The sequence below is a fragment of the Shimia biformata genome, from assembly GCF_016888515.1.
GTDB classification, from domain to species: Bacteria; Pseudomonadota; Alphaproteobacteria; order Rhodobacterales; family Rhodobacteraceae; genus Shimia_A; species Shimia_A biformata.
Window position 1 is genome coordinate 2034798 of sequence record NZ_JAFEJK010000001.1, and the last position, 18827, is coordinate 2053624.

Below are 18827 nucleotides of genomic sequence, written 5' to 3' on the forward strand. Positions count from 1 at the left end.
ATGCTGAAAGCATGCCTCCGGCATGACCCGCCCCCATGGGGCGGCGCATTCTGCGCCACCCCGCGGGTCTATGCAGCCCTTTGTTATACGTCCGAAATCATCTGCCGCGATACGATCAGGCGCATGATCTCGTTTGTGCCTTCAAGGATCTGGTGAACGCGCAGGTCGCGGACGATTTTCTCGATCCCGTAATCGGCCAGATAGCCATAGCCGCCATGCAGTTGCAGACAGCCATTGGCGACCTCAAACGCGTTGTCGGTGACCATCAGCTTGGCCATGGCGCAGAACTTGGTGGCGTCGGGGGCGTTATTGTCCAGCTTCCACGCCGCCTGCCGCAGGAAGGTGCGGGCTGATTGGAGCTTGGTCTCGAACTCGGCCAGCCGGAATTGCAGCGCCTGGAACTGGTTGATCGGTTTGCCAAAGGCCTTGCGCTCACTCATATAGGCGACCGTCGCATCCAGCGCCGCCTGTGCGCCGCCCAGCGCGCCTGCCGAGATGTTCAGACGTCCGCCATCCAGCCCCGCCATGGCATAGCTGAAACCTTTGCCCTCTTCCCCGATCAGGTTCTCGGCCGGAACAAAGCAATCGTCGAACTGCACCTGGCTGGTGGGTTGGGCAAGCCAGCCCATTTTCTTCTCAAGCGCACCAAAGGACAGGCCCGTCGCGCCATCCTCGACCACCACGGTTGAAATCCCCTTGGGCCCGTCGTCGCCGGTGCGCACCATGGTGACATAGGCATCCGAATAGGACCCGCCCGAGATAAACGCCTTGGTGCCGTTCACCACATAGCCTTCGTTGTTGCGCACCGCGCGGGTCTTGAGCGCCGCCGCATCCGAGCCGGACCCCGGTTCGGTCAGGCAGTAGGAAAACACTTTCTCCATGGAACAGAGATCGGGCAGCCATTTCTGCTTGGTGTCTTCCGACCCGAACTTGTCGATCATGCCGCCGCACATGTTGTGGATCGACAGGAACGACCCGACGGCGGGGCAGGACATCGACAGCGCCTCGAAGACCAGCGTCGCATCAAGGCGCGACAGGCCCGATCCGCCGTATGCCTCACTGACATAGAGACCGCCGAACCCCAGTTCCGCCAGTTTCGGCCACAGGTCCTTCGGGATGGTGCCCTGTTTTTCCCAATCCTGCGCGAAAGGGGCGATATGTTCCTCGCCAAAGCTTTTGGCCATGTCGAAGATCAGGGTCTGTTCCTCGGTCAGCGCGAAATCCATGCCGGTCTCCCATTTCCCAGTATTTGAACACTCGTTAAATTATAGAAAGCTTGCAGCAATGTGTCAGCGCGAAATTTTGCAAAGCGACGCCGCGAAAATTCAAAACGGGTGTCACAGGTCGGCGTGGAATTCCTCGGTCAGATGGCGCACGACGGCCCGCAGCGCGTCCCTTTGGTCATACTCGGCCTGCACCGCGTCATTGAACACCGCCCGTTGGCGGCTGGCGCTGTTGCCGGTGCGGGTGATGTCGCGCAGGCGTTCGATCTCGGCCACCGAGTCCAGCGCCTCGGCGTCTTCCATCAGAAGCGCGATCAGTTCCTCGGCCAGTTCCTCAAACGGCACGATCTCGCGGCGACCCCAGTCGATCAGCCCGTTCGAGATGCCATAACGCTGCGCCCGCCAGCGGTTTTCCTCAACCAGGAAGCGATCATAAAGCCGCCAGCGCTGGTTCTTGACCGCCAGACGCCACAGCATCCGGGTCAGTGCCTGCGTCAGCGCGGCCAGGGTCAGCGTGTCCTCTAGCCGGGGTTGCACGTCGCAGATGCGGCTTTCGATGGTCGGGAAACGGGACGAGGGGCGCAGGTCCCACCAGATTTTCGAACTGTCCTCGATCACGCCGATCTGCGTCATCGCCGCGACCGAGCGTTCAAAGACCGACCAGGACTCCATCTGCGGCGGCAGCCCCGTGCGAGGCAGGTTGTCAAACACCGTAAGGCGATAGCAACTCAGGCCGGTGTCCTCGCCCTGCCAGAACGGAGAGGAACAGCTGACCGCCAGTAGATGCGGCAGGAAATAGCGCAGCTGGTTCATCAGGTCGATGCGCAGGTCCGGCAGTTCGATCCCGACATGGACATGCATGCCGCAGATCAGCATGCGGCGCACCACCCCGGCCAGATCATCGCTGAGCGCGTTATAGCGGTCTTTCTCGGTGTGGTGCTGGTCGCGCCAGTCGGAAAACGGATGGCAGGAGGCGGCGATCGGGGCCAGGTTGTGCCGGGCCGCCTCGCGCGCGACGGTGCTGCGCAGCCGGCGCAGGTCATCGCGCGCCTCGCCCACCGTCTTGCACACCTTCGAGCCGATCTCGATCTGGCATTTCAGGAACTCGGGCGCGACCTGATCTTCGAGCGTGGACATACAGGCGTCCATCAACCCGTCCGGGGCCTCGGCCAGATCGAGGCTGTCCTTGTCGACCAGCAGGTATTCCTCTTCCACGCCGATGGTGAAGGCCGGTTCGTTCAACGCCATATCTGATCCTCCCGCGATGGGATGAGTTCAGCAGGAAAGCCCTGTCAGATCAAGGCGCTGTGGTGTCGCGTCAGGCCAGACCCGCAACCGTGGTGCCTGCCGCGACCAGATCGTAATGCGTGATCGACCGGGATTTCACCAGCGCGGCCTCTTCCGGCAGGATGTGGGCATCGGTGTAATCCTCGCCGACAAAGGCTTTCAGGCTGGTCAGGTCACGCCAGACCATAACAAAGCAGAACGCACTGGGGCTGTCGGCGCGGGGCGCACCGGGAAGCACTGCCGCCAGCCCTTCGGTTTTCAGCATCAAGGGCACGGCGGTGTTGTGGAAAAAATCGGCAAACTCGGCTTCCTTGCCGGGTTGCGTGGTGACCTGGAAGATACGGATAATCATGGTGCATGCCTCCTTTCGATGGGAAAGGATAACACGGAATTCGGGTCGCAGAGGTCAGGTGACCTTTTGCGGCACGTCCGCCAGTTCCGATATGTCCAGGCCCAGCACATCGCAGGCGTCCTGCAGGCTGTTCAGCACCAGCGGCACGACGGCGTCAATCTCGCGCCAGGATTTCAGCGCGCTATTGGCCATGGCCTGGGTCAGCTCATTGGGCGCGATGAAGATGAAATAGGCCGGGGCGTCGGCCCCCGTCAGCGCTTCGACCTGCGTGGCCTGAAGGGACATGATCTTGGCAAAGTCGCGTTCGAACTCGGTCACGTCTGTCAGGTCGAGGATCTGCGACAGGCCCGCCTGAAAAGCGGGGTTTTCGCGGAAGTCGGAAATTCCGCTCATGGACTGGTCCACGTCCACGTAGCCCCAACAGCGGACATAGACCAGATTGCGTTTTGAAACTATTCGGTATTCGAGGGGCATTCCCGGTCAATTCCAGTTATTCAACGCAAACGGGCGACCGAGGCCGCCCGTGCATTAAGTCACAATTTGACCATTCGATCAATCCATTGGCTTGAAGTTGAATTCTCCGCCTTCCTTGATGCCCGACGGCCAGCGCGAAGTAATGGTCTTGGTGCGGGTGTAGAACTTGAACGCATCCGGCCCGTGCTGGTTCAGATCGCCAAAGACCGACTTCTTCCAGCCGCCGAAAGTGTGATAGGCCAGCGGCACCGGGATCGGGACGTTGATGCCGACCATGCCGATATTGATCCGGTTGGCGAAATCGCGGGCGGTGTCGCCGTCGCGGGTGAAGATCGCGGTGCCGTTGCCATATTCGTGGTCCATGGCAAGGTTGATCGCCTCTTCATAAGACCCGGCGCGCACGGTCGACAGGACCGGACCGAAGATTTCCTTCTTGTAAATGTCCATGTCCGGCGTCACGCGGTCAAACAGGTGGGGACCGACAAAGAACCCGTCCTCGTATCCCTGAAGCGAGAAATCGCGCCCATCGACCACCAGCTCCGCGCCCTGATCGATGCCCGACTGGACGAGGCCAAGGATGTTCTGTTTCGCGGCGGCGGTCACGACCGGGCCGTAATCGACATCATCGCCGGCGGTGTAGGGGCCAACTTTCAGCTTCTCGATACGCGGCACCAGTTTTTCGATCAGGCGGTCGGCGGTTTCTTCGCCCACCGGCACTGCGACAGAGATCGCCATGCAGCGCTCACCCGCCGCACCGTAGCCAGCCCCGATCAGCGCGTCGGCGGCCTGGTCCAGATCGGCGTCGGGCATGACGATCATGTGGTTCTTGGCGCCGCCGAAACACTGGACGCGCTTACCTTGGGAACAGCCCGTGCCATAGATATATTCGGCAATCGGGGTCGACCCGACAAAGCCGATGGACTGCACGGTGTCATTGTACAGCATCGCGTCGACGGCTTCCTTGTCGCCGTTCACGACCTGCAGAACACCCTTGGGCAGCCCGGCCTCTTCCATCAGTTCGGCCAGCATCAAGGGCACAGAGGGGTCACGCTCGGACGGTTTCAGGATGAAGGCGTTGCCGCAGACGATGGCGGGGGCGAACATCCACATCGGGATCATGGCGGGGAAGTTGAACGGCGTGATGCCACCTGTCACGCCCAGCGGCTGACGCATGGAATACATGTCGATGCCGGGACCGGCGCTGTCGGTGAACTCGCCCTTCAGCATCTGCGGCGCGCCGATGCAGTATTCCACCACTTCCAGCCCGCGCTGAACGTCGCCCTTGGCATCGGGGAAGGTCTTGCCGTGTTCGCGGCTCAGCGCCTCGGCCAGCTTGTCCATGTCACGGTTCAGAAGGTCGACGAATTTCATCATCACCCGCGCCCGGCGCTGCGGGTTCACCGCGCCCCATGCGACCTGTGCCTTGGCGGCAATTTCGACGGCGTGGTCAAACTCTTCTTTCGAGGCCAGCGGCACGCGTGCCTGCACTTCGCCGGTGGCGGGGTTGAAAACATCACCGAAACGGCCCGACGTGCCTTTGACATGTTCGCCGTTGATGTAATGGGTCAGCTCTTGCATGACAGTGTCCTCCTGAATGCTTTGGCGCCACAATAGGCTTGCAAAAACTCATGGAAAAGAGGCAAGACTCCAAAACCGCTTTGAATTTTTGCAAAAGGGGGTGACTCAGGTCATGGCGACGCATTGGGACGATCTGCGTGTTTTCCTTGCCGTTGCGCGCGAGGAAAGCCTGTCGGCAGCCGGCCGGCGGCTGAAGGTCGATCCGGCCACGGTCGGACGCCGGGTGGCGCGGCTGGAAACCGCGCTTGGGTCGCCGCTTTTTGCCAAGTCTCCGACGGGTTATGCGCTGACGGATGCGGGGCAACGGCTGATGGGCCATGCCATCCGCATCGAGCAGACCATGGAAGAAGCCGCCGGGGAAATGGGCGCGCAGTCGGGGGGGCTGTCGGGACAGATCAGGATCGGCGCGCCGGACGGGGCGGCGAATTTCCTGTTGCCACAGGTCTGCAGCCAGATCGCCCGCGACAACCCCGACCTTGATATCCAGATCGTCGCCCTGCCACGCATCATCAACCTGTCAAAGCGTGAGGCCGACATGGTCATCGCGGTCAGTCCGCCCTCGGGTGGGCGCGTCACGGTGCAGAAGATCGCAGATTACAAGCTGCACTTGGCGGCGGCACGCTGGTATCTGCGCAGCCACCCCGAGATCACGTCGCTGGACGACCTGAAATCGCACCTTGTCGTCGGCTATATCCCCGACATGATCTTTGACAAGGAACTGGACTATCTCGACGCCACCGGGGTCGAGCGGGTGCGGCTGTCGTCCAATTCGGCCTCGGTGCAGTTCAACTGGGTGCGGCAGGGCGGCGGCATCGGCATCGTGCATGATTTCGCCATCCCCTCAGGCAAGCGGATCGAGAAGGTGCTGGCCGATCAGATCAGCCTGACCCGCAGCTTCTACCTGATCCGCCATGCCGATGACCGGCGACTGGAACGGATGAACCGCTTTGCCGAGGAATTGTGCCTTGGCCTGCGCAAAGAAGTCGCACGTCTCGAAGCGCTGACTTGACTTTGGCATTTGTTGCGGCAACGCTTGAAATTACGAAATATTTTTACAGGAGATCCATTCATGCTGGTGCAGCAGATTCTCAAGTCCAAGGGCGATGAAGATGTCGTGACCGTGAAGCCGGGCACGACGGTGGCGGACGCGGCCAAGATCCTGGCGGAGAAGCGCATCGGTACGGTCGTGATCTCGTCCGATGGCAGCACCGCCGAGGGCATCCTGTCCGAGCGCGACATCGTGCGCGAACTGGCCCGCACCGGCCCGGGCTGCATGTCCAACAAGGTCGATGACTATATGACCTCGAACCTTGAGACCTGCACCCGTTCAGACAAGGCCGACGATATCCTTGCGCGGATGACCGAAGGCCGGTTCCGCCACATGCCGGTGGTCGAGGACGGCAAGATGCTGGGGCTGATCACGCTGGGCGACGCGGTCAAGGCGCGCCTGACCGAGCTTTCGATGGAGAAAGAAGCGCTGGAAGGCATGATCATGGGCCACTAGGCCCAAGGATGCGAATGTCGCGGGGCGTGACGGTGCGTCGCGTCCCGTAGTTCTTCGGATATGCGCCGCGCACCCTTGCAATGTGCCGCGCAATATTGTTGCGTGGCCCGGGCGACAAAAGCGGAGAGTCCCATATGCGCGTAGGTCTTTACCCCGGAACCTTCGATCCCATCACGATCGGGCATATCGACATCATCCGGCGGGCCACCGCGCTGGTGGACCGTCTTGTCATCGGGGTTGCGATCAACCGCGACAAGGGGCCGATGTTCTCGCTGGAAGAACGGGTCGCCATGCTGGAAGCGGAAATCGCGCCGCTGCAACAGGAAACCGGGGTCGAGATTGTCGCCCATCCGTTCGAGAACCTGTTGATTGACTGCGCCCACGACGTTGGTGCAGGGCTGATCATCCGCGGCCTTCGCGCGGTGGCGGATTTCGAATATGAATACCAGATGGTCGGCATGAACCGGGCGCTGGATTCCTCGGTCGAGACCGTGTTCCTGATGGCCGATCTGAAACACCAGGCGATCGCGTCGAAACTGGTCAAGGAAATTGCGCGGCTGGGGGGCGACGTGTCGAAATTCGTCACGCCTGCGGTCTGTGACGCGCTTTATAAGCGGCTGGGGCGCTAGGCCAACTGTCGCAAGGGGCGCTGCCCCTCGCTTGAAAACAGGTGTTTTCAAGCTTCACCCCGAGGTATTTCCGGCAAGAGGAAGGCACCGCGCCTCCGTGGTTTTTTCAGCGGTTCCTTCAGCGCGTGGTTTTCACCGTTTCCAGGATCAGGTTCGTGGTGGTGTTCGACACGCCGGGCAGTTTCTTCAGCCGGTCGAGAAAGAACCCTTTGAGACTGTCCACATCCGGCGCTGCCACCCGCAGGATATAGTCGAGATCACCTGTCACCAGCAGGCATTCGGTCACTTCCGGCATCGCCTTCACCGCGCGCAGGAACTCGTCGATGTCGCGCGGGTTCTGACGCACCAGCCGAACCGAGACGATGACGTTGACGCCATGTCCCAGCGCCGCTGGATTGATCCGCGCGCCATAGCCCCGGATCACGCCGGTTTCCTCCAGTCGCCGCACCCGCCGGGCGCAGGGCGTGGGGGACAGCCCGACCTTGGCCGCCAGGTCGAGGTTCGAGATCCGGCCATCGGATTGCAGAACGTCAAGGATGCGGCGGTCGGTTGGGTCAAGGGTGGGTGTGGTCATTATCGCTCAGATTCCGTCAGTTCGTAGTGAAGTAGCATCGCAATTTAGCGTGATCTGAGCGTGATTGCACGGATTCTCTCATCACGACGCGGTATCATGGGGACAGGAACGGTGCCAGGCAAGAGGATAGGCGCGATGCGGATTTACGATCACAAGGATTTCGACGGGCACGAGAAAGTGCTATTCTGCCATGACTCCGAAACCGGTCTGCGCGGGATCGTGGCGATCCATTCGACCAAGGCGGGGCCTGCCGCGGGCGGATGCCGGATGTACCCTTATGCCAACGAAAGTGAAGCGCTGACCGATGTGCTGCGCCTGAGCCGGGGCATGAGCTACAAGAACGCCATGGCCGGGCTGCCCGTGGGGGGCGGCAAGGCGGTGGTGATCGCCGATCCGCTGAAGGATGACAAGCCGGCGCTGCTGCGCGCCTTCGGGCGTCACATCCAGGCGCTTGGCGGGCAATACTGGACCGCGATCGACGTCGGCGTCGGCCCCGAGGATGCCGATGTCCTGGCCGAGACCTGTGACTTTGTCTTTGCCCGCGCCAGCCAGCACCTGGGGGCCAAGACCTCGCATTTCACCGCGCTTGGCGGTTTTGTTGGCATCCGCGCGGCGGCGGCGCATGTCTGGGGGCGCAATGATCTGGGCGGCCTGACCGTGGCGATCCAGGGCCTGGGCGGCACCGGCGGCGACCTGGCACGGCAGTTGCACGAAGCGGGCGCCAAGCTGATCGTGGCGGATGTGCGCGCCGATGTCACCGCCGAGATCGCGGCGAAATACGACGCGACGCCGGTGGATCCGCAGGTGATCCACGCGGTGGACGCGGATGTGTTTGCGCCCTGCGCGCTGGGGGCGATCCTGAATGACACGACCATCCCTGAAATCAAGGCCAAGGTGGTGTGCGGCGTGGCCAACAACCAACTGGCCGAACCCCGCCACGGCGCGGCGCTGAAACAGCGCGGGATTGCCTATGTCCCGGATTATGTCGTCAATGCCGGGGGCATCATCGGCTCGTCCTCGGTGATCTACACCACGCCGGACGAAGCTCGGATCACCGACAAGATCCACGGGCTTTACGACACGATCGGCGACATTCTGAAACGCGCCGATGCCAGCGGAGAGGCAACCTCGGACGTGGCGGATCAGATGGCGCGGGCGCGACTGGCGGCCTGATCCATTGGAAATCGCAGCGAAAGCGGCGGGACCGGGCACCGGTTCCGTCGTTTTCTTTTTCAATCGGGCTTGAAAGCGCGCGGGTAGGGCGGCAGGTTGTCCCTGAACGGCAAAAAGGGCAGGGCATGAGCGGACTTCTGGCACTTTTGGACGATGTTGCGGGGATCGCCAAGATCGCGGCGGCGTCACTGGACGATGTGGCGGCAAACGCGGCCAAGGCCGGGGCCAAGGCTGCGGGGGCGGTGATCGACGATGCCGCCGTCACGCCGAAATACGTGACCGGTTTCAAACCGGCGCGGGAATTGCCGATCATCTGGAAGATCGCCAGGGGCAGTTTCCGCAGCAAGTTGTTGATCCTTCTGCCCATCGGCCTTTTGCTGAACGAATTTGCGCCTTGGCTGATCGCGCCATTGTTGATGCTCGGCGGGGCGTATTTGTGTTTTGAAGGGGCCGAGAAGATATGGCATGCGCTGTTCCCGCATGACCACACGCAGGTCTTCCCCGAGGACAAGCCCGGCGACCCGCTGCACCTGGAAGAAACCAAGGTCGCCGGGGCGATCAAGACGGATTTCATCCTGTCGGCCGAGATCATGACCATTTCACTGGCGGCGATCCCGGAAAGCACCTTCTGGATGGAGGCAGCGACGCTGGCGGTCGTGGCCATCGGGATCACGGTCGCGGTCTATGGCTCGGTCGCGCTGATCGTGAAGATGGATGATTTTGGCCTGATGCTGGCCGATCATGGCCGCCTGTCCGCAACCCGCACCTTTGGCAAATGGCTGGTGCAAGTGATGCCCAAGTTCATGAAACTGCTGACAATTGTCGGGACGGCGGCGATGCTTTGGGTCGGCGGGTCGATCATCGTGCATGGGCTTGAGCAAATGGGGTTCGGCTGGCTGGGCCACCATATCCAAGACTGGGCCTATGCGGTGGGTCACATGGCACCCGAGGCCTGGGTCGGCGCGGTCGAGTGGATTTCCAAGGCGACGATGGACGGCATCTTCGGACTGGCGCTTGGCTTCGTGCTGATCCCGGTGGCGACCAAGGTGATAGTGCCCTTGATCGGTGCTGTAACGGGCAAGGGTGCGGCGCACTAAGACGGCTTGTCGATCTCGATCGTGGCGCGATAGGCGGCGCGGACATAAGCGTCTGCTGACGCGGGCACGGCCCGGTGTGGCAGGTAAAGCCGCACCGCCGCCAGCGGGAAGGCCACGATCGCATGTAGGCAGGCGGTCAGGTCATAGGCCCGTGCCGCGGCGAACTCTTCCAGCAGGGCGGCGGCGCTTGTGTTCAACTGCGCAACCTGTTCGCGGATGTCCTTGGGGGCATTGTCGCTCAACAGCGCCTCGCGGCGGCCGACGCACAGGATCACCGCCCGGTCCCGCTGAGCGCGGGCAAAGCGGGGGGTGGCCAGCGCCGCGCGCTCGCCCGCGTCGTCATGGCCCGAGGTCAACGCGGCGCGGAACCCGGTCTGAAAGGCCGAGACAGCGTCCAGCCACGCCGCCGCCATGATCCCCTCGCGAGAGCCGTATCGGTGATAAAGCGACCCGATGGATACGCCCGTGTCCCCGGCCAGTTCCTGGATCTTGATATCGCCGCCTGCGGCGACCTGCCGTGCCAGAGCCGCAAAGACCTGTTCATCGGTGAATGTTGACGTTCTGCCCATATTGGGGAAGATACTAGAAAATTGATTCTAGTAAAAGGAAAAACAGATGATCTTGTCCATTTGGCTTTGTGCCGCCATTTCCGCCTCGGCCTTTGCGCTGCATACCTTTGTTGGTGGCCCGCAGGTCACGCCGCCGCTTTTGCGCAATGCCACCTTGACCGCCCTGTCAAAATGGCTGTCCTTCTATTGCTGGCACATCACCACCGTTCTTTTGTTCTTCATGGCGGCCGGGTTTGGCTGGCTTGCGCTTAACCCGGACCTGCCATCGCTGGTCTTTCTGACGGCGCTCAGCGCGGCCCTGTCGGTTCTCAGCTTCGTGGTCGAGCGGATGGGCGGCATCCCGCCGCTGCGCCTGCCGTCGACCAGCCTGTTTGCCTTGATCGCCGGGGCAGGGGTGTCGGCGATCCTTCTGGCATGAGGGACGCGGCATGTTGTTGATCGCGGCTTTGCTGCTTGTGCTTGTCGGGCTGATGCACAGCGTCCTTGGCGGTCGGCGGCTGATTGCGCCGCTGCTGGCGCGGCCTGACCTGCCGGTGATCCTGGGTAGCCAGCGCAACAGCCGCGTGACGCTTTGGGCGGGGTGGCACCTGTTGACGCTGTTCTGGTGGGGGCAGGCGGTGGTTTTGATGACGATGCAGTTTCGTCCCGACCTAGTGCCGCTTGCGGTGCTGGTTACCGTCTCGGCCTGCTGCGGGATCGGCGCGGGTCTGGCGCTGGTCCTGTCGCGGGGGCGGCACCTGTCCTGGCTGGGGTTCCTGCCCATCGCGGTGCTGACCGCTTGGGTGGCTCTTTCCCTGCCGGCCTGACCCCGCTGACCTGAGATCACACCCCGCCAAGGAAAAAGGGCGCCCCGAAACCGGGACGCCCTTTTGTTTTCAAGCTGTTGCCGCTCAGAGCAGCGCCTTGGCTTTCTCGGCGACGTTCTCGGCCGAAAAGCCGAACTTTTCGAACAGTTCCTCGGCCGGGGCCGATGCGCCGAAGCGGTCCATGCCGACGAAATCGGATTTGCCGGGGCGGGCGCGTTCGCCCAGAAGCCATTGATCCCAGCCCTGACGCACGCCGGCCTCGATGCCGACACGCACCGCGGCCCCTGCGGGCAGGACCTTGCGGCGATAGCTTTCGTCCTGCTGTGCGAACAGCTCCATGCAGGGCATCGACACGACGCGGGTGCCGATGCCTTCGGCCTGAAGCTTGTCACGGGCGGCCAGCGCTACCTCGACCTCGGAGCCGGTGGCGATCAGGATGACCTGACGCTTGCCCTCGGCCTCGGCCAGAACATAGGCGCCCTGCGCGACAAGGTTCTTGGTCTTGAACTCGGTCCGCACGGTCGGCAGGTTCTGGCGCGACAGGGCCAGAACCGACGGGGTTTTCTTCTGCGTCAGCGCGATTTCCCAGGCCTCGGCGGTCTCGGTCACGTCGGCGGGACGGAACACCAGCGTGTTCGGGGTGGCGCGGCTGATCGCCAGATGCTCGACCGGCTGGTGGGTCGGGCCGTCCTCGCCCAGACCGATCGAGTCATGGGTCATGACAAAGACGGTCGGGATTTGCGACAGCGCGGCCAGGCGCATCGCGGGGCGGGCATAGTCGGTGAAGCACATGAAGGTGCCGCCATAGGGACGGATGCCGCCATGCAGCGCCATACCGTTCATCGCCGCCGCCATGCCATGTTCGCGGATGCCCCAATAGACGTAACGCCCCTTGCGGTTGTCGACGTCAAAGACACCCAGATCACCGGTCTTGGTGTTGTTCGATCCGGTCAGGTCGGCAGAGCCACCCACGGTTTCCGGCATGATCGGGTTGATGACCTCCAGCGCCAGTTCCGATGCCTTGCGGGTTGCGACCTTGGGCAGTTCCTCGGAGGCTTTCTTCTTCAGCTGTTTGACCACTGCCGACAGGCGCTTCGGTGCCTCGAACGCATAGGCGCGGGTGAACTGGTCCTGCTTGCCTTTCGACAGTTCGGCGAAACGGGCCTGCCACGCGGCATGCTCCGCCGCGCCGCGCGCGCCGAACGCTTCCCACTTGGCCTTGACGTCGGCGGGGATCACGAAGGGATCATGCGCCCAGCCCCAGGCCTCTTTCGCGGCGGCATTCTGCTCGGCATTGGTCAGCGCGCCATGGCCTTTCGAGGTGTCCTGCGCGGCGTGACCCAGGGCGATATGGGTCTTGCAGGCGATCATCGACGGTTTCTTGGTCTTCTTCGCGGCCTCGATCGCGGCGTCGATCGCCTCGGGGTCGTGGCCGTCGATTTCCTGCACATGCCAGCCCGACGCCTTGAAGCGGGCGACCTGGTTGGTGCTGTCGGACAGTTCGACCGTGCCGTCGATGGTGATGTTGTTGTTGTCCCAGAGAACGATCAGCTTGCCCAGCTTGTGACGGCCCGCAATGCCGATCGCTTCCTGGCTGACGCCTTCCATCAAGCAGCCGTCACCGGCGATGACATAGGTGAAGTGATCGACGATCTTGCGGCCGTAATGGGCGCGCTGCATTTCCTCGGCCATGGCAAAACCCACGGCATTCGAGATACCCTGACCCAGCGGGCCGGTCGTGACCTCGACCCCATCCAGAAGGAAGTTCTCGGGGTGGCCGGCGGTTTTCGCGCCCATCTGACGGAAGTTCTTGATCTGGTCGATGGTCACCTCGGCGTCACCGACAAGATGTAGAAGCGAATAGATCAGCATCGAGCCGTGACCGGCGGACAGGATGAACCGGTCGCGGTCGGCCCATTTCGGGGCGGCGGCGTCGAATTTCAGGTGTTTGCCGAACAGCACGGTGGCAACGTCGGCCATGCCGATGGGCATGCCTGAGTGACCGGAGTTGGCAGCGGTCACCGCATCCAGCGTCAGCGCGCGGATCGCGGTCGACAGAGTCCAGTGTTCGGGGTGTTTCTTGCGAAGGGCAGCGATATCCACGTGGGTCTTCCTTTGACTGGTCGCGACAGGGCTCGGATGCTCAATAACAGGGTTGCAAGGAAGATCAAGCATGGCTGCCAAGTGGTTGAACCCAAAGGGGGCGCATTTTATCAGGCCATTGGATAGTATTGTCGAAAGCCGGGGCATTTCGTGATTCGTGGGGACGGGGATCGGGTGCCGATACGGGCAAGATTGACGGGATGAGGCGAATGAGTGAGATCAGCGAACTGGAAAACCGGCTGTCGAAAGCCATGGCGCGGATCGCCGCCGGGATCGACGCCCTGCCGGGCGCGGCTTCGGAGGCCGAGGCATCCGCCGATGCCGACGAGATGGCCGCGCTGAAACAGGCGCTCGAGGATGAAAAGACCGCCTCGGCCCAGCTTGAGGAACGGGTGAAGGCGCTTGGCGACAAGGCCGACGCGCTGGCCAACGACCTGAAGGCCGAAACCGCGCGGGCGGATGCCGCCGAAGCCCATGCCGCGAAGCTGGCCGATGACGCCGAAGCCGCAGCAGAGGCGGCGGCAGCGGCGGCGGCCGAGGCCGCGAGCGTCCCGCCTGCGCCCGCAGGCGCGGGGATCGATTTCGACGAGGGGCGCGAGCTTCTGAACCAGCTGTCGCGCCGCCTGCGCCGTCTGCGCGGGTTCCTGGCCGAGTTGAAAGCGAACAACAAGCAGATGCGCGCCGCGCTCGAGGCAAACCTGGCCGATCCGGCGCTGGTCGACCAGTCGCTGCGCGCCGAACTGGAAGAAATGACCACCATGCGCGCCATCGAACAGGCCGAGGCCGAGGCGATCCTCGCCGTGCTGCGCCCGATGCTGGGCGATGACCTGCCCGAGGTCGCCTCTGGTGGTGCCAACGACAACAAAGAAATGGGGGATGGCTGATGCCCGAGGTAGAGATCGAGATCGGCGGCCGCGTTTTTGAAGTGGCCTGCCAGGACGGGGAACAGCATTACCTGCAATCGGCGGCCAAGATGCTGGATGACGAGGCATCAGTGCTGGTCGCCCAGATCGGCCGTCTGCCCGAGGCGCGGATGCTTCTGATGGCGGGTCTGATGCTGGCGGACAAGACCGCCGGGGTGCAGGACCGCCTGCGCGAGCTGGAAAGCAAGCTTCAGACCGTCACCGCCGAGCTTCAGTCGCTGAAGGACGCCCCGAAACCCGAACCGGCCAAGGTCGAGGTGCCGGTCATCCCGACCGAGGTCTCGGAAACCCTCGCGGAACTCGCGGCCCGGGCCGAGGCGCTGGCCGCCGAGGTTGAGGAAAAAGTCGCGTCCTGATGCGGAACAACCGTTACGTTAGCAAGGAAGCGGGGGCCAGCGGTCTCCGCTTTCCTGTTTCCTGGGCGCTGCGATGAAAGTTCTGGCCGATACCAGAACGCTGGTGGACGAGGGCGTGATCTCGTCCGCGCAGGCCGAGGAAATCCAGCGCCGCGCGCGGGACGAGATGGTGTCCTTTGTCATCAATATCGTGCTGTTTTCCGGCATCATCGCGGTGATCGGCGGCACGGCGGCGTTCTTGGACGATCCACGAGAATTCTGCCTTCTCGGGGCGGTGGTAACGGCGGGGGCGGCGGTGTTCCTGCTGCGCGGGCCACAGGTTCTGACACTTCTTGTCAACGCGGGCGCCGTGATCGGCTCGGTCATGTTCATCGGGGGCGGCATGGCCTGGATCGCGCCGGACCTGAGCGATGCCGCCGCGCTTGTCCTGCCTGGCGCGGTGATCGCGGGCCTGTCGCTGGCGGGCTGGGTAAAAGGACCGCGCGGCCTGCGCTTTCTGATGGGATGGCTGGCTTTTCTCGGGCTTTGCCTGCATCTTCTGGGGCTGGTCGGGGCCGAAGCGCCCATTGCGCCCTTGTGGTTGCTTTATTACTACGCCGCCGGGATGCTGATTGCCGCCGGGATCGTGCTGGACGTGCGGCTTCTGACCGTCCTGTCGCTGATCCCGCTGGCCACGGCGCTGTCCTCGCAGACCTTCTATGTCACCGCGACCTATGGGGTTGTGATCCGCGAAAGCACGCTGACGATCCTGCAGATGGCGGTGGTGGTGGCGGGGTGCCTGTGGGCCGGGGCAAACCTGAGCGAACGGTACCAGCGTCATACCCGGGTTCTGGGGCAGCTCAGCTTTGTCTGGATGAACATCGCCTTCTGGATCGGCTCGCTCTGGGGGGACACGGTGGGCGAGGGGCTGTGGCGTCCGCGCCGCAGCGACGTGCCCGCCGATGCCACCGATCCCGAGGCCGCCTATCGCGCCATGCTGGATGCGTTCAACGCCAATGCCACGAAAATCAGCGCCGATGCCTTCAGCCTGGCCTGGGCCGTGCTTCTGGCGGCGGCGGCGGTCTGGGCTGCCAGCAGGGGACGGCGCAAGGTGTTCAATATCGCCGTGACCTTCGGCACGATCCACCTCTACACTCAGTATTTTGAGCGTTTCCACGCCAGCCCCGGCACGTTCATCATCGGCGGGCTTCTGGCGATCGCGCTGGCCTGGGGGGTATGGATGGCAAACCGCTGGCTAAAAGAAAAACAGCCGCCCGGAACGGACGGCTGATTTCTTTCGCTGCGCTTGCAGACAGGATCAGGCGTTGGCTTCGCGGATCTTGTCGGCGGCGTCCTTGTCGAAGGCGACGCCGTTTTCGGCAAACAGCGTGTCCAGTTCACCCGACAGCGTCATCTCGGTGATGATGTCGCAACCGCCGACGAACTCGCCCTTGACGTAAAGCTGCGGGATGGTGGGCCAGTCGGAATAGTCCTTGATGCCCTGGCGGATGGCGTCATCGGCCAGAACGTTCACGTCGGTGTAATCGACACCCATGTAGTTCAGCACACCGGCCACGCGGGACGAGAACCCGCATTGCGGCATTTCCTTGGTGCCTTTCATGTAAAGCACAACGTCGTTGGACTTTACGGTTTCGTCGATCAGGGTCTTTGCATCAGTCATGTCTTTTTCCTTCTGGGGGCCGGGTCAGGCCGGCGCGCGCGTGGTCAGGGCAAGGGCGTGCAGCGCCCCGCTGTCAATCGCCGACTTCACTGTCGCGTTGACCGCCCGTTGTTGCTGGATGCGGCTCATGCCGCGAAAGCTCTCGTCAATCACCTCGGCCGAAAAATGCGCGCCGTCGTCGCCTTGCACGATGATCTTGGCGTCAGGGAAGCCCGCGCGGATCAGGGCTTCGATTTCATGGGCTTGGATCGCCATTCAGGTTGTCTCCCAATAGTCCTTGTCCAAGATGTAGAGCCCCGGACGGGGCGCTGCAAGACGTCGATCAGGCAACCGCCCCGGCAAATGCGCTGCGGAAGATGTCGGCCAGCTCGGAGAGCGGCGCTTCGCTGGCGCCAAAACGCACCGTGTCACCGGTAAAGCGCCCGACGGTTTCGATATGAACCCCGGCCTTGCCCGCCGCGACCATCAGCGCCTCGGCCTGATCGAAATTGCAGGCGATCAGGTAACGCGCCTGGTCCTCGCCAAAGAGGAATGCGGTGTCGTCGCTGTCCAGATGCACGCCGACGCCTGCGGTCTCGGCCATCTCGAAGGCCGCCAGCGCAAGGCCGCCATCCGACAGGTCGGTGCAGGCCTTGATGAGGTCGCGGTTGGCGCGGATGAACTCGCCCGTGGCTTTCTCGGCGTCCAGATCGACATGCGGCGCGTCGCCGTCTTCGCGGTTGAACACCTCGGCCAGAAGCGCCGACTGCCCCAGGTGGCCGGTGGTCTCACCGATGACAAGGGCGACATGGCCGTCGCGGGCAGTGCCGGTGATCGGCTCTTCTCCGGCAGCAATCAGGCCCACGGCCCCGATGGTCGGGGTCGGCAGGATCGCCGAGCCGTCGGTTTCGTTGTAAAGCGACACGTTGCCCGAGACGATGGGCATATCAAGCGCGGCCACCGCTGCGCCGATGCCTTTGATTGCGCCGACGAACTGGCCCATGATCTCGGGTTTTTCCGGGTTGCCGAAGTTGAGGTTATCCGTCGTCGCCAACGGTTTCGCCCCCACAGCACAGAGATTGCGCCAGGCTTCGGCCACCGCCTGCTTGCCGCCCTCGAACGGGTTGGCACGCACATAGCGCGGGGTCACGTCCGAGGTGAACGCCAGTTTCTTGTCGGTGCCATGCACGCGGATGATGCCCGCGCCAAGGCCGGGCGCGCGCTGGGTGTCGGCCATGACCATGGTGTCATATTGCTCGTAAACCCATTGCTTGCCCGCGTAGTTCGGCGAGGAAATCAGCGCCCGCAGCCCGTCAACAGGGTCGATCTGGGGCACGTCGTCCATGGCGGCGGCGGCCGGGGTTTCCACCCAGGGGCGGTCATATTCCGGCGCGCGGCCCGAGAGCGGCGACAGGGGCAGGTCGGCCTTCACTTCGCCGTTATGCATGATCAGGAAGCGGTCTTCGGCGATGGTTTCGCCGACAATGGCAAAGTCGAGGTCCCATTTCTCGAACACGGCGCGGGCCTCGGCCTCAAGCTCGGGTTTCAGGACCATCAGCATGCGTTCCTGCGACTCTGACAGCATCATCTCATAGGCCGTCATGTTCTCTTCGCGCTGCGGCACGTCTTCGAGGTTCAGCTTGACGCCCAGCTTGCCCTTGTCGCCCATCTCGACGGCGGAACAGGTCAGACCTGCGGCCCCCATGTCCTGGATCGAGATCACGGCACCGGTCTGCATCAGTTCCAGCGTCGCCTCCATCAGGCGCTTTTCGGTGAACGGGTCGCCGACCTGAACGGTGGGGCGCTTTTCCTCGATCGTGTCGTCGAACTCGGCCGACGCCATGGTCGCGCCGCCAACCCCGTCGCGGCCCGTCTTGGCCCCGAGATAGACCACCGGCATGCCGACACCCGAGGCAGCGGAATAGAAGATGCCATCGGTCTTGGCGAGGCCGGCGGCAAAGGCGTTTACAAGGCAGTTGCCGTTATAGGCAGGGTGGAACCGCACCTCGCCGCCCACGGTGGGGACGCCGAAACAGTTGCCGTAACCGCCGATCCCCTCGACCACACCGTTCACAAGGCGGCGCGTCTTGGGGTGGCTGGTCTCACCGAACGAGAGCGAGTTCATCGCCGCCACGGGCCGCGCGCCCATGGTAAAGACGTCGCGCAGGATGCCGCCGACGCCGGTCGCCGCACCCTGATAGGGTTCGATATACGAGGGGTGGTTGTGGCTTTCCATCTTGAAGACCACCGCGTCGCCGTCGCCAATATCGACGATGCCGGCGTTTTCGCCGGGGCCGCAGATGACCTGCGGGCCATCGGTGGGCAGGGTGCGCAGCCATTTCTTCGAGGACTTGTAGGAACAATGCTCGTTCCACATGGCCGAGAAGATGCCCAGCTCGGTGAATGTCGGCTCGCGCCCGATGATTTCCAGGATCAGCTCGTATTCGTCGGGCTTCAGCCCGTGCGCTTCGATCAGGTCGGGGGTGATGGCAGGCTCTTGCATGTCTCTTGGGATTCCCGGGTGGCCGCAGTTTGCCGGG

Annotated in this window: 21 protein-coding genes; 10 read left to right on the top strand and 11 right to left on the bottom strand. The window is 63.1% G+C overall.

The annotated features are described in order from the left end of the window. Positions 1-83: 83 nt before the first annotated feature. The 5 genes from JQ863_RS09965 to JQ863_RS09985 form a co-directional block, all read right to left on the bottom strand. Positions 84-1226, bottom strand: coding sequence for an acyl-CoA dehydrogenase family protein (locus JQ863_RS09965; RefSeq protein ID WP_204114122.1), 1143 nt, complete (start codon positions 1224-1226; stop codon positions 84-86). A 111-nt stretch (positions 1227-1337) separates the two neighbouring features. Then, on the bottom strand, positions 1338-2471 hold the full coding sequence (locus JQ863_RS09970) for a carboxylate-amine ligase (protein WP_204114123.1): 1134 nt from the start codon (positions 2469-2471) through the stop codon (positions 1338-1340). A 70-nt stretch (positions 2472-2541) separates the two neighbouring features. Further along, a complete protein-coding gene (locus tag JQ863_RS09975; protein WP_204114124.1) occupies positions 2542-2862 on the bottom strand; it encodes an antibiotic biosynthesis monooxygenase family protein in 321 nt (106 codons plus the stop codon). 54 nt (positions 2863-2916) lie between these two features. After that, the gene (locus JQ863_RS09980) at positions 2917-3255 is read right to left on the bottom strand and encodes a hypothetical protein (RefSeq protein ID WP_204114125.1); all 339 of its coding nucleotides are present in this window, start codon (positions 3253-3255) and stop codon (positions 2917-2919) included. Positions 3256-3414: 159 nt separating this feature from the next. Next, entirely contained in the window at positions 3415-4914 is a 1500-nt protein-coding gene (locus JQ863_RS09985; protein ID WP_204114126.1) for a CoA-acylating methylmalonate-semialdehyde dehydrogenase, read from the bottom strand. A 112-nt stretch (positions 4915-5026) separates the two neighbouring features. Here JQ863_RS09985 and JQ863_RS09990 point away from each other — a divergent pair, with 112 nt between their 5' ends. The 3 genes from JQ863_RS09990 (at position 5027) to coaD (ending at position 7047) form a co-directional block, all read left to right on the top strand. Beyond that, the gene (locus tag JQ863_RS09990; protein ID WP_204114127.1) at positions 5027-5923 is read left to right on the top strand and encodes a LysR family transcriptional regulator; all 897 of its coding nucleotides are present in this window, start codon (positions 5027-5029) and stop codon (positions 5921-5923) included. Between the two features lie 60 nt (positions 5924-5983). After that, positions 5984-6418 (top strand): CBS domain-containing protein, encoded by a 435-nt coding sequence (locus tag JQ863_RS09995; RefSeq protein WP_204114128.1) that lies wholly within the window; start codon positions 5984-5986, stop codon positions 6416-6418. Positions 6419-6552: 134 nt separating this feature from the next. Next, entirely contained in the window at positions 6553-7047 is a 495-nt protein-coding gene (coaD, locus tag JQ863_RS10000; RefSeq protein ID WP_204114129.1) for a pantetheine-phosphate adenylyltransferase, read from the top strand. Positions 7048-7165: 118 nt separating this feature from the next. Here the strand turns inward: coaD and JQ863_RS10005 are convergent, their stop codons facing one another. Next, positions 7166-7621, bottom strand: coding sequence for an Lrp/AsnC family transcriptional regulator (locus JQ863_RS10005; RefSeq protein ID WP_204114130.1), 456 nt, complete (start codon positions 7619-7621; stop codon positions 7166-7168). A 135-nt stretch (positions 7622-7756) separates the two neighbouring features. On the opposite strand from JQ863_RS10005, the gene JQ863_RS10010 reads away from it, so the two are divergent. Both JQ863_RS10010 and JQ863_RS10015 read left to right on the top strand, forming a co-directional pair. Further along, the gene (locus tag JQ863_RS10010; RefSeq protein WP_204114131.1) at positions 7757-8794 is read left to right on the top strand and encodes a Glu/Leu/Phe/Val dehydrogenase; all 1038 of its coding nucleotides are present in this window, start codon (positions 7757-7759) and stop codon (positions 8792-8794) included. A 125-nt stretch (positions 8795-8919) separates the two neighbouring features. Next, positions 8920-9891 carry a DUF808 domain-containing protein gene (locus JQ863_RS10015; RefSeq protein ID WP_204114132.1) on the top strand — a complete coding sequence of 324 codons (972 nt, stop codon included), beginning with the start codon at positions 8920-8922 and terminating at the stop codon, positions 9889-9891. Here JQ863_RS10015 and JQ863_RS10020 read toward each other — a convergent pair. Next, entirely contained in the window at positions 9888-10460 is a 573-nt protein-coding gene (locus tag JQ863_RS10020) for a TetR/AcrR family transcriptional regulator (RefSeq protein WP_204114133.1), read from the bottom strand. The genes JQ863_RS10015 and JQ863_RS10020 overlap by 4 nt on opposite strands. Before the next feature lie 46 nt (positions 10461-10506). Here JQ863_RS10020 and JQ863_RS10025 point away from each other — a divergent pair, with 46 nt between their 5' ends. Both JQ863_RS10025 and JQ863_RS10030 read left to right on the top strand, forming a co-directional pair. Then, positions 10507-10878: a hypothetical protein gene (locus JQ863_RS10025; RefSeq protein ID WP_204114134.1), complete on the top strand. Its 372-nt coding sequence runs from the start codon at positions 10507-10509 to the stop codon at positions 10876-10878. 10 nt (positions 10879-10888) lie between these two features. Beyond that, complete coding sequence (locus JQ863_RS10030; RefSeq protein WP_204114135.1) at positions 10889-11266, top strand: hypothetical protein; 378 nt, start codon at positions 10889-10891, stop codon at positions 11264-11266. An 84-nt stretch (positions 11267-11350) separates the two neighbouring features. Here JQ863_RS10030 and tkt read toward each other — a convergent pair whose 3' ends face one another. Then, complete coding sequence (gene tkt / locus JQ863_RS10035; protein ID WP_204114136.1) at positions 11351-13369, bottom strand: transketolase; 2019 nt, start codon at positions 13367-13369, stop codon at positions 11351-11353. A 209-nt stretch (positions 13370-13578) separates the two neighbouring features. On the opposite strand from tkt, the gene JQ863_RS10040 reads away from it, so the two are divergent. The 3 genes from JQ863_RS10040 to JQ863_RS10050 all read left to right on the top strand — a co-directional run bounded on the left by JQ863_RS10040 (position 13579) and on the right by JQ863_RS10050 (position 15918). Next, positions 13579-14253, top strand: coding sequence for a hypothetical protein (locus JQ863_RS10040; protein ID WP_204114137.1), 675 nt, complete (start codon positions 13579-13581; stop codon positions 14251-14253). Next, positions 14253-14648, top strand: a complete 396-nt coding sequence (locus tag JQ863_RS10045) for a cell division protein ZapA (protein WP_204114138.1) — start codon at positions 14253-14255, stop codon at positions 14646-14648. The genes JQ863_RS10040 and JQ863_RS10045 overlap by 1 nt, the downstream gene beginning before the upstream one ends. A gap of 73 nt (positions 14649-14721) precedes the next feature. Further along, positions 14722-15918, top strand: a complete 1197-nt coding sequence (locus tag JQ863_RS10050; protein ID WP_204114139.1) for a hypothetical protein — start codon at positions 14722-14724, stop codon at positions 15916-15918. 27 nt (positions 15919-15945) lie between these two features. On the opposite strand, the gene grxD is transcribed toward JQ863_RS10050, so the two are convergent. The 3 genes from grxD to purL form a co-directional block, all read right to left on the bottom strand. Beyond that, positions 15946-16308, bottom strand: coding sequence for a Grx4 family monothiol glutaredoxin (grxD, locus tag JQ863_RS10055; RefSeq protein WP_204114140.1), 363 nt, complete (start codon positions 16306-16308; stop codon positions 15946-15948). Positions 16309-16332: 24 nt separating this feature from the next. Next, positions 16333-16563, bottom strand: coding sequence for a BolA/IbaG family iron-sulfur metabolism protein (locus JQ863_RS10060; protein WP_204114141.1), 231 nt, complete (start codon positions 16561-16563; stop codon positions 16333-16335). A gap of 67 nt (positions 16564-16630) precedes the next feature. Continuing rightward, on the bottom strand, positions 16631-18790 hold the full coding sequence (gene purL / locus JQ863_RS10065; RefSeq protein ID WP_204114142.1) for a phosphoribosylformylglycinamidine synthase subunit PurL: 2160 nt from the start codon (positions 18788-18790) through the stop codon (positions 16631-16633). Between the last annotated feature and the right edge of the window lie 37 nt (positions 18791-18827).